This window comes from Salinispirillum marinum (assembly GCF_042650105.1).
GTDB lineage: Bacteria > Pseudomonadota > Gammaproteobacteria > Pseudomonadales > Natronospirillaceae > Salinispirillum > Salinispirillum marinum.
This window is the reverse complement of record NZ_JBHSAL010000001.1, coordinates 999205-1014526: the sequence shown is the minus strand read 5'-3', so window position 1 is coordinate 1014526 and position 15322 is coordinate 999205. Positions and strand designations below refer to the sequence as shown.

The following is a 15322-nucleotide window of genomic DNA, read 5'->3' as shown; positions in this document are numbered from 1 at the left end:
TGGCCGCTTGCTAAAACAGCGGCGCAAGATCTTCCTCTGCATCATCAGTGCTGTTACCCCCACCGAAAATCCCTGCACCATTATTGGGTAGGGCGGGCGTCGGCGCGGCGGTCGGCACCATGTCAGCTTTGAAAATCTCAAACACCGCGTTACTGCTGCCCGGTAATGCCAGTTGCCCGGTGGTTGGGTCAATGCGTACCTGCACAATGCCAGACGGCTGCGACCATCCCTGATCGGGTTTGTTGGCCAGCGCTTTAGACATAAAGTCGATCCAGATCGGTAACGACGCCCGCCCGCCAAATTCATTGAACCCGAGGGTGGTGGAGTTGTCGTATCCTGTCCAAGCAACCCCGGTTAAATGCGGGCTAAACCCGGAAAACCAGGCATCCACCGCATTATTGGTGGTACCGGTTTTTCCGGCGATGTCATTGCGATTAAGCGAACGAGCAGCGGTGGCGGTGCCGCGCGTAATGGTATCGCGCAAAATGTCCGTCATGATGTAATTTGTTTGCGGTGATAACACACGCTCGGCCACGCCGGGTGTGTCGGGTGCACAATCGGCACAGGCGACTACCCGTGGCGATTCGTACACAATATTGCCATTGGCGTCTTCGACCCGATCAATCAGGTAGGGGCTGACCAAAAAGCCGCCGTTTGCAAACACACTGTAGCCACGTGCAATGTCCAGCGGGGTAAAACTGGAGTTGCCCAACACCATGCCGAGGTTGCGTTGCACTTGGTTGGGGTCCAAGCCAAAGCGGCTGACATATTGGGCGGCGTAGCTCACGCCAATCTCACTGAGAAGGCGGACGCTGGCTACGTTGATGGAGCGATACAAGGCTTCACGCATGGGAATGGGGCCGAGGTAACGGTCACCGGAATTGCTGGGTCGCCACACGCCTTCCAGGGTGGCGTCCTGGACGATTAGGGGCGCATCGTTAACTATGGTAGAGGCAGAAAATCCCCGATCTAAAGCGGCCGAAAATACGAAGGGCTTAAAGTTGGAGCCGGGCTGCCGGGTCGCCTGCGTGACGCGGTTGTAGCTGCTCAGAAAATAATCGAAGCCACCCACCAAGGCCATAATAGCGCCGTCATTCGGGTTTAATACCACGAAGGCACTTTGTGCCTGTGGGATTTGGGTGAAACGCCAACTGTTGTCCGGGTTACGTTTTAGCCGGATGACGTCACCTTCAGCCACCACATCCGCCGGGCTTTGGATTTGTGGCCCGAAGCGATCGACGGTGATGCGTTCACGTGCCCAGGTCATGGCGCTCAAAGGAATTTCAATGCGTCCGTTGTAGCGCCCCCAAGCCACGGCCTTTTCGTCATCGACCGCGATGACAATGGCCGGTTCTAGTTCACCAAAAAAGCCATAGGTGTTGACGATGGACTGATAAAGCTCGGTCGCCTCGCCATTGTGCTCTGGCGGGAGTTCATGTTGGCCTTCCGGGCCGGTATAGCCATGCCGTTGTTCATAGTCTAAAAGGCTTTTATTAACCGCATCGTAGGCCCAGCGTTGGTAATCGGCGCGTGCGGTGGTGTAAACCTTATAGCCCTCATTAATCACCTCTTCACCGAACAACTCCACCATTTCGATACGCGCCATCTCGGCGACATAGGGGGCGCTGACGGCAACCAAATTGCTGCTGCGCTCGGCCGTGATGGGTGTAGCACGCGCGGCTTCATAGGCTTCAGTGGTGATGAAACCGAGGGCGTGCATGCGGCTCAGCACGGTGTTGCGTCGTGCTAGAGAACGTTGCGGAAAGGAAATGGGATTCGCGGCCGAGGGCAACTGGTGCAGGCCCGCTATGGTCGCCAGTTGTGGCAAGGTCAGTTCGTTCAGGTCGCGGTTGTAATAAACACGTGCTGCCGCCTGTGCACCATAAGCGCGGTGGCCTAAATACATCTGGTTGGAATACAGTTCAAAGATCTCGGCCTTGGTGAGCACCTGCTCCATTTTAAAGGCGAGAATGATCTCGGTGAATTTGCGCGTGAAGGTTTTGTCCCGATTAAGGAAGAAGCTGCGAGCCACCTGTTGCGTCAAGGTGCTGCCGCCAGCGCCCAAATCCCCGGACGAGACAAAGTCGATCACGGCGCTGGCAAAACGTACCGGGTCTACGCCGTAGTGTACTTCAAAGCGGTGATCTTCAATGGCCATTAAGGCCTTAACGTAGAGTTCAGGAATTTGGTCGAAGGTGATGGGTGTGCGCCGTTGTTCACCGATTTCGGCCAACAATTGATTGTCTGCCGAATAGATGCGTAACGGCGTCTGTAATTTGACGTCTTTGAGCACCTCGACCGGAGGAATGGTCGGTGCGAGGTATAAATAGATCGCTGCGCACACCGTAGCGAAGCCAAAGAGCCCCGTCAGGACTAGCCAGAGGACGGTGTACCACGTTTTTTTTAGCCACTTCATGTAAATTGTGCCCGTTTTTTGCTAACAGCTTCTCAAAACCCCACATTATATCGCTTCAAAGGTGAATAGACAGTTGTCATCCAGAAACGGGTGCTTTCTAATTGAGGCGTTCACGTGTTGGTTTGCAGCATACCTATAATAAATAACAGGATAAAGGACGCACCATTGTGGCAGGCCTTACCAAAAAATCATCAAAAACCCTTTTGGGTGTCGACATCAGCTCAACATCCGTCAAAATTTTGGAGCTGAGTCGAAACGGCAAACAGTTTCGGGTGGAAGGGTACGCGGTTGAACCCTTGCCTGACAATGCTGTGGTGGAAAAGCATATTAATGACGTAGCGGCGGTCGGCAATACGGTTAAAAAAGCTTTACAGAAATTACGCACTCGGCTTAAGGGGTCGGCTTGTGCGGTGTCCGGCTCATCGGTGATCACCAAAACCTTAACGATGAACGGCGAGTTATCGGCCGACGATATGGAAGAGCAGATTCGGGCCGATGCTGACCAATACATTCCTTATCCGATGGATGAAGTAGCGCTCGACTTTGACATCATCGGGCCGTCGTTGCGTCAGCCCGGCATGGTGGAGGTGCAGCTGGCCGCCAGTAAGAAAGATATCGTAGACGATCGCCAGCTTGCCCTCGAAACCGCCGGGTTGGTTGCCGAGGTAGTGGATATTGAAGTCTACGCCATGCTGCGCTCCTTTGACTTGCTGCGCGATGGCTTGGCGTCCGACACCCCCAAAGACGAACTGACCGTCGCCATCATGGACATCGGCCATACCATGACCACACTCACCGTGGTGCATGGCGAGCGGATTATCTATACCCGCGAGCAAGTGTTTGGCGGCAAGCAACTGACCGATGAAATCACCCGTCGTTACGGGGTGAGCGTGCAGGAGGCCGGATTGGCGAAGAAACAAGGCGGCTTGCCAGATGATTATGCGCGTGAAGTATTAGAGCCGTTCCGCGATGCCACCGTGCAGCAGGTGTCCCGGTCACTGCAATTTTTCTTTGCCGGTACCGAATACAACGATGTGGACTATTTATTATTGGCCGGTGGCTCTTCCGCCATCCCTGGGCTGGCACAGGCTATTCAAGATAAATTGGGGACGCCGACGCAGGTAGCCAACCCCTTTGCCAACATGAGTTTGGCGTCCAAGGTCAATGCAATGAACCTCAGTAACGATGCACCCTCCTTATTGGTGGCCTGTGGTTTGGCCCTGAGGAGCTTCACATGATTACCTTAAACCTATTGCCGTGGCGGGAGCAATTACGCAAACAGCGTAAAGCTCAGTTTGTGCGTGTTATGTTCGGCGTAGCGGTTCTGTCGGGGCTCATCATTCTAGCTGGGCAGCAGTATCTGGCAACCGAAACGCAGACTCAGATTGCCCGCAACCAGTACATCCAAGGCGAACTGCGGGTATTGGATCAGCGCATCAGCGAAATCAATACGTTGCGCACCGAGCGCGCGGACTTGGTGGAGCGCATGCAAGTGATTCAGCAGTTGCAAGGCGACCGACCGATCATTGTTTATGTATTTGACGAATTGGCACGCATTACCCCGCAAGCGGTGTACTTCAACAGCTTTAATAACACCGGACGGCAAATACAAATGGCCGGAATTGCTGAAAGCACCACCGCGATATCACAGTTGATGCGCAATATGGAAAACTCCACCTGGTTCACCAACCCGGTATTAGGCTCCGTGGTCAGTGAAACCACGGCCGGTGTGACCCGGCATCGCTTCCAGCTTCGAGTGACGCAAGTCACCCCCAGTGTGGAGGAATAACCCATGAGTTCAACGTTAAAACAACTGCAAGAGTTTGACTTCAACAACATTGAATGGGAACGCATGGGGGTGTGGCCGACGCCCATCAAGGTGGTGTTTTGTTTGTTTATTGTCGTGGTCATTCTGGCGGGTGGCTTTTTCGGCGTGGTAAAGCCGTCACAGGCCGAATTACAGCGCTTGCAAGCAGAAGAAACCCGCCTCATGCGTGATTACGAAGCCAAGGCCTTCCAAGTCGCTAACCTGGATGCCTATCGCAATCAATTGGTTGAAATGCGGCAGGCGTTTGAGTCGGTATTGCGGCAACTGCCCAACGATACTGAAATCCCAGACTTATTGGTCGATATCAACGAAACCGCCTTATCCAGCGGCCTGCAAGTTGGCCAGTTGAGTATTGGTACGCCGACCCAGCGCGAACTTTTCGTGGAACAACCGCTGCGGCTTGAGGCTACCGGTGGATACCATGAGATCGGTACCTTTGTCTCTGGAATTTCGGCGCTGCCAAGAATTGTGACCCTGCATGACTACACCCTACAGCCGATCAATGCCGCCGGTGATTCCCGGTTACGTTTGGCCATCGACGTACGCACCTATCAATACCGGGAAGCAGGAGGCGCGACACGATGAACACCCTATTGTCACGTTGGACCCTGTTCGGTGTTTGCTTGGGCTTACTGGCCGGTTGTGAAAGCCCGCGAAATTTTGATGACATTCGGGCGCGCATGGCGGAATTGGACAGTCGCCCCACCGGCACCATTCCCGACGTACCGAATTACGAAGCGCAGGAGTTATTTTTCTATTCGGCGTCCGGGCTTCGTTCCCCGTTTCAGCCGTTTCAGCGCGTCGAAGAATTGGCACAAGAGATTCAGGAAACGGGAATTCAGCCTGATATGGCGCGGCCAAAGCAGCCACTGGAAGCCTTTCCGCTGAATGAACTAACAATGGTAGGTTTTTTGCATAGAGAAGGAGAGCCCATGCGTGCATTGATACGTGATCCACAACGCGAGATTCATTCGGTTCGCATAGGGGATTATATGGGAACGAACTATGGCCAGATCAGTGCTATATCGGCGCAAGGTATTCGACTGGTTGAAATCGTGTCAAACGGGCGTGGAGGCTGGTTAGAGCGCCCACAAACCTTGGATGCCCTCGGGCAATAGGGCCATTGGTTAAGTGAGAATAATGATGATAACAGACCCAAAAAGGGCGATGCCACAGCGATTACTGTCCTTGCTCGGCTTATGCATGCTCAGCCTGTTCCTGGCGCCGATCAGTCATGCAGTTGATCTGACGGAGATCAACTTTACCAGCCTAACCGGCGGCAGGACGGAAGTTCTTCTGCGCTTCAATGGACCCGCACCGGCGGTATCCGCGTATGAAATTCGCCAACCGGCGCGAATTTCCATTGATATGCCGGATGTCACCAGTGTGCTGGGTGAACGTTATTTCGCCGTTGATAGCGGCAACACCCGCACCGCGACCGTGTTGACGGCCGGTGGACGGACGCGCTTGGTGCTCGGTTTAACCTCCTTGGTACCGCACGAAATACAAACCCAAGGTAATGAACTGATCGTGACCGTTGGCCGCAGCACGGCCAGTGTTGCGCCATCACAAGTTGCCATGGGTGCCGTTACCGACTTGGATTTCCGCCGTAACCCCGAAGGGGAGGCGCAAGTCCGTATTCAGATGAGCGACAACCGTGCCGAAGTCGACATCCGCTCGGAAAGCGATCGCATCATTGTTGATATTCCGAATTATGAACTGCCCGCCGCCTTGGCACGACGCATTGACGTGTTGGATTTTGCGACGGCGGTGAATTACATCACCGCGCGGCAAATGGGCAATGGCACGCGCATTGAAATTGAGCCTAACGGAGAATTTGAATACGCGGCGTATCAGACCACCAATGTATTGTCGATCAACGTGGGTTTACCCGCGCCAGAGGTAGCCGAAAACGTCGATGAAGCCTCGTTAACCTTCGTCGGCGACCGCATTTCCTTCAATTTCCAAGACATCGAAATTCGCCGTATTTTGCAGTTGATTGCGGATACTGCAGGCTTGAGTTTGGTGGCGACCGATGCCGTAACAGGCAACATCACTATTCGGTTGGAAAATGTACCCTGGGATCAGGCACTGGATTTAATTCTGCGCTCGCGCAATCTGGACAAGCGTATTCAGGACACTATTTTGTTGGTGGCCCCGGCGCAAGATATAGCCGACCAAGAACAACAGCGGCTCAACAATGCCCGCGCCTTGGAAGAGCTTTCACCGTTACAAACCGAGTTTGTGCAGATTAATTACGCCACCGCAGCGAATGTCTTGTCGTTTATTACCAACGATGAAAACCTCCTGTCTTCGCGGGGTGCGGCCAGCATTGATCAGCGCACCAACAGTCTCTTGATCAAAGAAACCGCGAGCAACTTGCAACGCATCCGTGAAGCCATTGATTTTATCGACGTACCGGTCCGCCAAGTGATGCTGGAAAGTCGCATCGTCGTCGCGCGTTCATCTTTGAGTAATGAAATGGGCATTCGCTGGGGTGGCGGTGCCTTAGCGCGTGGGGGACGAAACTTTGGTTACCTGACCGGTGGCATTGAAGGAACGCAAGCAATTCAAGATTCGGGTGCACAGTGGGCGGAGTATTACAGCGGCGGCCCATTACCCGCCTATCAGGACGTGTCCATTCCTGCGAATACCGCGTTTAACCCCATCGTGAACATGCCCACCACCAGCCCGAACGCCACATCCTTTACCGTGGGTTTTGCCGCTATGGATTATGTGTTGGATCTTGAGCTATCGGCCCTTGAAAGCCGAGGTCGCGCCAACATCGTATCGCAACCCAAGTTGATCACCGCAGACGGTGAACGGGCGCGGGTAGCGTCAGGTACAGAAATTCCTTACTTGACCGAAGACGGTATTGAATTCCGACAAGCTGTGCTTTCGATGGAAGCAACACCGCAAATCACCCCCGATGGGCGGATTATGTTGCAACTATTGGTCACGCAGGATTCACCCGGTAACATTACGCCCGGTGGTGTATCCATTAACACCAACACGCTGGAAACGCAGGTGCTGGTGGATAATGGCGAAACCCTTGTACTGGGTGGTGTGTATCGCGTAGAGGAAGTGGAAGAAGAGCTGAAAACACCGATTTTGGGTGATCTGCCGTTGATCGGTCGCTTCTTCCGCAGTTCGCAACGCTTAGAGCTGAAGAACGAACTGCTGATCTTTATCACACCCAAGTTGATTGATGAGCGGGTTAGCATAGGATCACGATAGGTTGTCTGCCGAGAGTATTTTTCTAATTGGTCCTATGGGTGCCGGTAAAAGCACCCTAGGTCGATTGCTGGCTGACGTGCTGGGGCGCGACTTCCATGATTCCGACCGGATCATCGAAGAGCGGGCGGGTGCCAACATTCCCTGGATCTTTGATCTCGAAGGCGAATCCGGTTTCCGTGAGCGTGAATCTCAGGTGATTGATGAACTCACGCAACGCACCGACCTCGTGGTCGCCACGGGCGGTGGCGCCGTTGTCCGGCCGGAGAACCGCCAAGTCATGCAGGACAGGGCATGGGTGGTGTACTTGCGAACCCGCGTTGCGACACAGTTGGAACGCACCGCAAAAGACAAAAATCGTCCATTGTTGCAGCGCGACGATCCTGCCAAAATACTCACCGAATTATTAGCGGCACGCGAACCCCATTATCTTGCCTTGGCGCATCTGACGGTAGATACCGACGACATCGCCCCAAAGACGCTTGCTGAACGCATTGCGCAGGAATATCGAATAGCCCATGAAAACGCTTAACTTACAGCTTCCATCGCATCAATATGCCATTCACATTGGCGCCGATATCTTACGTCAGCCTGCGTTGTTGGCGTCTCACCTCAGCACCGAAATGCTGGTGGTGACCAATGAAACCCTAGCCCCGCTTTACTTGGATGGTGTAATGAAAGACCTTGCGCCAGAGGTCCCTAAGCTGGCCAGTGTGGTCTTGCCAGACGGCGAAAAGTACAAAACATTGGATGTGCTGAATCAGATCTTTACGGCTTTGTTGGAACACAACTTTTCCCGTAAATGTACCTTGGTCGCCTTAGGCGGTGGCGTGATCGGTGATATGACCGGGTTTGCCGCCGCCAGCTATCAGCGTGGGGTAAAATTTATCCAGATTCCGACAACGCTACTGTCGCAAGTCGACTCGTCGGTGGGCGGGAAAACCGGTGTGAACCACCCGCTCGGTAAAAACATGATCGGCGCGTTCAAGCAGCCCGAGATTGTGCTGATCGATACGGCTACCCTAAGTACACTGCCGGACCGTGAATTTGCCGCCGGCTTGGCCGAAGTGCTGAAATATGGCCTGATTGCGGATGCCGACTTTTTTGTCTGGCTGGAAGCCCATTGGGATGCTTTGTTAGCGCGGGATGAAAGTACCGTCCAAGAAGCCATTTTCCGTTCCTGTCAGATCAAAGCCGACGTCGTCATGGAAGATGAAACAGAGCAAGGGCGACGCGCCATTCTGAATTTAGGCCATACCTTTGGCCATGCCATTGAGACCTTTACCGGCTATGGTAGCTGGCTGCACGGGGAGGCCGTTGCAACGGGAATGTTGATGGCCACCAAGATGTCAGCCCGGCTGGGCAAGGTACCTGAAGCGCTGGTGCGTCGCGTTGAAGCCTTGCTGCTGCGTGCCCATTTACCGGTACAGTCACCGGCAGGTATGACGCGGGATGACTACATCGGATTGATGGCGCGCGACAAGAAGGTTGACGCCGGGCAGTTGCGGCTGGTGTTGTTAAATGCTTTAGGCCATGCGATAGTTACCGCCGAGTTTCCTGCCGAAACACTCTATCAGACGATCGACCACTACCAGAGCTAATGCATGTCTGAGTTGCCAAAATACGTCGACTACTACGGCCTCAACAGTGATCCCTTCGATGTGGATGCGGTGCAGCCCTTTGTGCCCGTTGCGGGCCGACAGAAGGCCGTGGACACCCTCGTCCATCTGCTGCAATTCTCCGATGATATCGTATTCATTGCCGGGCCGGTCGCCAGCGGAAAATCCGCTATTTTGGAGCAGTTGGTCAGTCAGCTACCGGAAAACATCGACCTGGTGATGGTGGATGTATCAGAAGCCACCAGTGATAAGGAATTGCTGTGGGATGTCGCCACGCAGTTCAAATTACAGCCCGACCGCACACACAGTACCCAGCGTTTGCAGCTCATGATTCAAGCGCATTGCCAAAGTTTGCACGGCGAAGGCCAAATACCGACGCTAGCGATAGATGACATCGACGAGCTGCCCAGCGATATCCTTGCCAGTTTAAGCCCCGTTTTGCATGGCGGCTTGAACGGTGATGCCGGTTTGCGACTGGTCGGCTTGGCGGCAGATGCGGCCGAAATCCGGCGCGAGTTATCGGCCTTAGGCTTTGCCTCCGGCCAAGTCATTGAATTGCCTTTGCTGAAATTCAGTGATGCGGTCAACATCATTCAAGGCTATTTTGCGGCCGCCGGCATTACCTCAGGTATACCCTTTGATGTAGCCACCTTGAAACGCCTGTATAAATCCAGTGGGGGTCGGCCGGGCCATTTAGTGGATGCTGTCCGAGATCACATGCTGGTAGAAACCCAGCGCGGACGTCGGCGTAAAACCATTCCATGGCCACATTTAGTGGCCGGTGCCGTAATTGCTTCCGCGCTTATGTTGGCTGTTTTGTATCGCTCCGGTGGCGAAGACGTTCCAACGACCGACACCTTTGAATTGCTACCCAGCGAACCTGTGGCACAGGGTGCCGAATTGGACGCCGCCGCTGTACGGGAGCGTCTGGCACAAGCCATGGCAGAACGCAGCGTGACGGACAGCCGTTCGCCTGACGCTTCGCCAAGCAATGGCTTAACAGAACCCATGTCGAGTAGCACCGTCTCGCCTACGCCGCCAAGCGAGAAAACACCCGAGCAAGAGACACGCTCGAATGCGGTGCCGCTGTCGGCGGATAAGCTGGCTGAATTGTCATCGCCTGAGCCAAGTACGACTAACAGTTCCGCACCCGTAACTGCTGTGCCTTCTGAAACGGCCTCGGAAACGACGCCGGTAGAAGTGCGGCCGGTTGCGCCACCGGTGACGACCACGTCGACCGCCGCATCGTCTGGCAACACAGCCGCTAGTAGGCCCACTGCGCCTGCTGCTGTTTCCGGTGCTTCGCCTTATTTAGCGCCCAGCTGGTTACGCAATGCCAATAACAGTCATTACACCTTACAGGTCTTAGGGGCCAGACAGGAGCAAAATGTACTGGAATTTATTGCCACGCACAGCTTGAGTGCGGCACAAGCGGGTTACTACCGGACTGAACTGCAAGGCCAGCCATGGTTCGTCTTGGTGTATGGTTCTTACCCTGATGCCGATGCCGCACGGGCGGCGATTGCTACCTTATCGGCGGATTTACGGGCTGCCCAGCCGTGGCCACGGCCAATCAGTGCGGTAAAATCCGATCTGCCTGGTTAAATATTAGCCTCTTATACCGTTAAAAATAAAAATACCTGCCGCTTTTGAGGGCAAAGCCTTGCCCTCAATTGTTCCTCCATATCCCCCTGAGTACACTTGTGGTCCATAACAGGCTGGTCAAATAGTAACCAGCCGAACCGAATTACGCATTTGAGAGTGTCAGTATGAGTGAAGCACTGTTTCGTCCAGACGAGTTTCGTGATAACTGTGGATTCGGTCTCATCGCGCACATGCACGGTGAGGCAAGTCACCAGTTGTTACAAACAGCCATTGAATCGTTGGCCTGCATGACGCACCGCGGTGGTATCGCGGCCGATGGTAAAACGGGTGATGGTTGCGGTCTGTTGCTGCAAAAGCCCGACGAGTTTTTACGCCAAGAAGCGCAACGCCTGTTTTCTGCCGACCTACCAGAACATTATGCGGTCGGCATGTTGTTTTTGAGCCAAGACGAAGATTTGGCCAGTACCGGTGAGCATGCCGTGAAAAGTGCTTTAGAAGCACAAGGCCTGACGGTGCATGGCTGGCGCAACGTCCCGATCAATCCGTCGTTCTGTGGTCCGATGGCACTGGCCTGTATGCCAACCATCCGGCAAGTGTTTGTGTCGATCGATTCAGACATTACGGCCGAAGATTTTGCCATCAAGTTGTATGTGGCCCGCCGTAAAGCCGAGCTGGCCATGGCGCATGACCAGGATTTCTACATCTGCTCTTTGGCCGAAAAAGTTATTTCGTACAAAGGTCTGGTGATGCCGGTGGACTTACCCCGCTTCTATACCGATCTTGGTAACGCCGCCGTAAAAACCGGCATCGCGGTATTCCACCAGCGTTTCTCCACCAACACCGCCCCCAAATGGCCGTTAGCACAGCCGTTCCGTCTGTTGGCGCACAACGGTGAAATCAATACCATTTCCGGTAACCGGAACTGGGCGCGGGCGCGGGCAAGAACCTTTGAAAGTGATTCACTGCCGAATCTGGAAGAATTGCAGCCAGTGGTCAACACCACAGGTTCGGATTCCTCCAGCCTCGACAACATGATGGAACTCATGATGTTGGGCGGTATGGATCTGTTCCGGGTAGCGCGTACGGTGATCCCGCCCGCGTGGCAAAACTTTGAAACCATGGACTCCAAGCTGCGTGCCTTCTACGAGTTCAATTCCATGCACATGGAGCCTTGGGATGGCCCGGCCGGTATCGTATTGACCGATGGTCGTTATGCGGTCTGCTTGCTCGACCGTAACGGTTTGCGTCCCGCGCGCTGGGTGATCACCAAAAACGGCTTTATTACGCTCGCCTCGGAAGTGGGCGTGTTCGATTACAAGCCGGAAGATGTGATTTCCAAAGGTCGGGTTGGTCCCGGCCGTATTGTCGCCATAGATACCCATACCGGCGAATTCCTGCAAACGGAAGAAATCGACAGTCGCTTAAAAACCGCGTTCCCCTACAAGCAATGGCTCAAAGAACATGCGGTGCGTTTGCGCTCGCGGTTGGACTTGGCGGAACTGGCCGATGGGGCTACAACGTCGGGGAAAACCCTGCGTTCGTACATGAAAATGTTCCAAATTACGCAAGAAGAATGCAACGAAGTGTTGTCAGCTTTGGCCGAAGGTGGTCAGGAAGCCGTAGGCTCCATGGGCGATGATACGCCGATGGCTGTCTTGTCCAGCCGCGTGCGTCCGCTGACCGACTACTTCCGGCAACAATTCGCGCAGGTAACGAACCCACCGATCGACCCACTGCGCGAAGCCTGCGTGATGTCGTTGGAAACCTGCTTAGGGCCGGAGCGTAACTTGTTTCGTCCGTCCCCGGATCATGCTAAACGGCTGATTTTGACTTCGCCGGTGTTATCACCGTTGAAATATCAAACCCTGTTGCACATGGAGCAGCCGGAATATCAGCACGCCATGATCGACACCACCTATGACCCGTCAGAAGGCCTGGAAAACGCCATCCGTCGCGTAGCAAATGAAGCAGAAGCGGCAGTGCGCGCTGGTAAGGTCATCATTATTCTGTCGGATCGTGGCATCACCGAATCGCGCCATGTGATTCACGCCGCCTTTGCCACGGGTGCTGTGCACCATCGCCTGATCGATACCGGTTTGCGCACCAATGCCAACATCGTGCTCGACAGTGGGCATATTCGTGATCCACACCAATATGCCGTCGTTATTGGTTGTGGTGCATCGGCGGTGTACCCGTATTTGGCTTACGAAGTGATTCACTCGGACATCCGTAATGGACGTTTAGACGGACACCCGCACGAGCTGCTGCGCAATTACCGCAAAGGCATCGACAAAGGTTTGTACAAAATCATGTCGAAGATGGGTATTTCCGCCATCGCTTCCTATCGCGGCGCACAATTGTTTGAAGCCATTGGTCTGTCCGATGAAATCATCAACCTGTGCTTTAAAGGCATGACCAGCCGCATTCAAGGGGCGCGTTTCGAGCATTTTGAAACCGAACAGCACCTATTGAACAAGGCGGCATGGTCTGACCGCAAACCCATTCAACAAGGTGGGCATTTGCGTTATGTGCACGGTGAGGAATACCACGCCTACAATCCGGACGTGGTAAAAACCCTACAAGACGCTGTGCAACATGGCGATGCTGCCCGCTACCGTGACTTTGCCGCCATGGTAAACGACCGGCCGGTAGCCACCATTCGGGACTTGTTGGATCTGAAATCCGACCGCAGCCCGATTCCGTTGAGTGAGGTAGAGTCCGAAGAAGCCATACTCAAGCGCTTTGACTCGGCTGCCATGTCATTGGGTGCCTTGTCGCCTGAAGCGCATGAGGCCTTGGCTGTGGCCATGAACGAACTGGGTGGGCGCTCCAACAGCGGCGAAGGTGGCGAAGACCCGGCACGCTTTGGCACCAGCAAAGTGTCGAAGATCAAACAGATTGCCTCGGGCCGCTTTGGTGTCACACCTCACTATCTGGTGAACGCCGAAGTCTTACAGATCAAAATCGCTCAGGGCGCAAAACCCGGTGAAGGTGGTCAGCTCCCCGGCGGTAAAGTGAATCCGTTGATTGCCCGATTGCGCTTTTCAGTGCCTGGTGTCACCTTGATTTCGCCGCCGCCGCACCACGATATCTATTCCATCGAAGACTTAGCGCAGCTGATCTATGACCTGAAACAGGTTAACCCGGAAGCCTTGGTGTCGGTGAAATTGGTGTCTGAACCCGGTGTAGGCACCATCGCCGCCGGTGTGGCGAAAGCCTATGCCGATTTGATTACGGTGTCAGGATACGATGGCGGCACAGGAGCATCGCCCATCACTTCCATCAAGCATGCGGGTTCACCATGGGAGCTGGGCCTCGCCGAAACGCATCAAACATTGCGCGGCAATGATTTGCGTGACCGCGTGCGTTTGCAGACGGATGGCGGTATGAAAACCGGCCTAGACGTTATTAAAGGTGCCTTGTTCGGCGCGGAAAGCTTCGGTTTTGGTACCGCCCCTATGGTGGCTTTGGGTTGTAAATACCTGCGTATTTGCCACCTGAACAACTGTGCGACCGGTGTAGCGACGCAGGATGCCCGCCTGCGCCAGGAACACTTCCGTGGCACCGTGGAAATGGTGAAGCATTATTTCCGGTTTGTTGCCGCTGAGGTGCGTGAGCATTTGGCGCAACTGGGTTATGCCAGCCTTGGCGACATCATTGGTCGTATCGACTTGTTCACGCCGCGTGCCGGTGTGACTGATAAGCAGGCGGGCTTGGATCTCAGTGCCTTGTTGAATTACACCAACATACCGGCAGAAAAGCCGCACCAATGTACATGGTCGCGTAACGAGCCGTTCGATAAAGGCGAAAAAGCGGAAGCGATTCTTACCGAGGTACTGCCCGCCATCGAAGCGAAAACGGGTGGCACCTTCACATTCCATATCGGCAACTGCGACCGCTCCATTGGTGCGCGCATCAGCGGCGAAATTGCCAAACGCCATGGCAACTACGGCATGGAAGATGTGCCCATCACACTCAATTTTACCGGTATTGCCGGGCAAAGTTTTGGCGTGTGGAACGCCGGTGGCCTGAACCTGATTCTGGACGGTGATGCCAACGACTACGTGGGCAAAGGTATGGCCGGCGGCAAGATTGTGTTGCGTCCGCCCCAAGGTTCAACGTTCAAATCGGAAGAAACCTCCATCATGGGCAACACCTGCTTGTACGGTGCCGCCGGCGGTAAATTGTTTGCGGCCGGTCGCGCCGGAGAGCGTTTCGGCGTGCGCAACTCGGGTGTACATGCGGTTGTCGAAGGCGCGGGTGATCACTGCTGTGAATACATGACCGGCGGTATGGTCGCTGTTCTGGGGTCTGTAGGTACTAACTTCGGTGCCGGTATGACCGGTGGTTTTGCTTACGTACTCGACCTCGAAAACACCTTCCAGGACAAATATAACCGGGAGCTGGTCGATGTCGTGCGGGTACACCCTTCCAGCATGGAAGAGTATCGCCAGCACCTGGGTAGCGTGATTGAAGAGTTCGTTGCCGAAACCAACAGTGCTTGGGGTAAAGAACTGCTGGAAGATTTTGATGATTACGTACGCTACTTCTGGCTGGTAAAACCGAAAGCCGCCAGTGTGTCGCAACTGTTGTCCAACACGCGTGCGCGTCCGGAGTAAG

The 15322-nt window shown here is 54.4% G+C and carries 10 protein-coding genes; 9 read left to right on the top strand and 1 reads right to left on the bottom strand.

Annotation, left to right across the window (positions count from 1 at the left end):
• Positions 1–10: 10 nt before the first annotated feature.
• A complete protein-coding gene (locus ACFOSD_RS04750; RefSeq protein ID WP_380692969.1) occupies positions 11–2416 on the bottom strand; it encodes a penicillin-binding protein 1A in 2406 nt (801 codons plus the stop codon).
• Between the two features lie 167 nt (positions 2417–2583).
• On the opposite strand from ACFOSD_RS04750, the gene ACFOSD_RS04745 reads away from it, so the two are divergent.
• From ACFOSD_RS04745 to gltB, 9 genes are all read left to right on the top strand, one after another.
• Complete coding sequence (locus tag ACFOSD_RS04745) at positions 2584–3654, top strand: pilus assembly protein PilM (protein ID WP_380692971.1); 1071 nt, start codon at positions 2584–2586, stop codon at positions 3652–3654.
• Complete coding sequence (locus tag ACFOSD_RS04740; protein ID WP_380692974.1) at positions 3651–4205, top strand: PilN domain-containing protein; 555 nt, start codon at positions 3651–3653, stop codon at positions 4203–4205. Before ACFOSD_RS04745 ends, ACFOSD_RS04740 begins: the two co-directional genes overlap by 4 nt.
• Positions 4206–4208: 3 nt before the next feature.
• Entirely contained in the window at positions 4209–4829 is a 621-nt protein-coding gene (gene pilO, locus ACFOSD_RS04735; RefSeq protein WP_380692977.1) for a type IV pilus inner membrane component PilO, read from the top strand.
• Complete coding sequence (locus ACFOSD_RS04730) at positions 4826–5362, top strand: pilus assembly protein PilP (protein WP_380692979.1); 537 nt, start codon at positions 4826–4828, stop codon at positions 5360–5362. The genes pilO and ACFOSD_RS04730 overlap by 4 nt, the downstream gene beginning before the upstream one ends.
• 22 nt (positions 5363–5384) lie before the next feature.
• Entirely contained in the window at positions 5385–7481 is a 2097-nt protein-coding gene (locus tag ACFOSD_RS04725; protein ID WP_380692981.1) for a type IV pilus secretin PilQ, read from the top strand.
• Position 7482: 1 nt separating this feature from the next.
• Complete coding sequence (aroK, locus tag ACFOSD_RS04720; RefSeq protein WP_380692983.1) at positions 7483–8010, top strand: shikimate kinase AroK; 528 nt, start codon at positions 7483–7485, stop codon at positions 8008–8010.
• Positions 7997–9079 carry a 3-dehydroquinate synthase gene (gene aroB / locus ACFOSD_RS04715; protein WP_380692985.1) on the top strand — a complete coding sequence of 361 codons (1083 nt, stop codon included), beginning with the start codon at positions 7997–7999 and terminating at the stop codon, positions 9077–9079. The genes aroK and aroB overlap by 14 nt, the downstream gene beginning before the upstream one ends.
• Positions 9080–9082: 3 nt before the next feature.
• Entirely contained in the window at positions 9083–10702 is a 1620-nt protein-coding gene (locus ACFOSD_RS04710) for an AAA family ATPase (RefSeq protein ID WP_380692988.1), read from the top strand.
• Positions 10703–10866: 164 nt separating this feature from the next.
• On the top strand, positions 10867–15321 hold the full coding sequence (gene gltB / locus ACFOSD_RS04705; RefSeq protein ID WP_380692991.1) for a glutamate synthase large subunit: 4455 nt from the start codon (positions 10867–10869) through the stop codon (positions 15319–15321).
• Position 15322 lies beyond the last annotated feature (1 nt).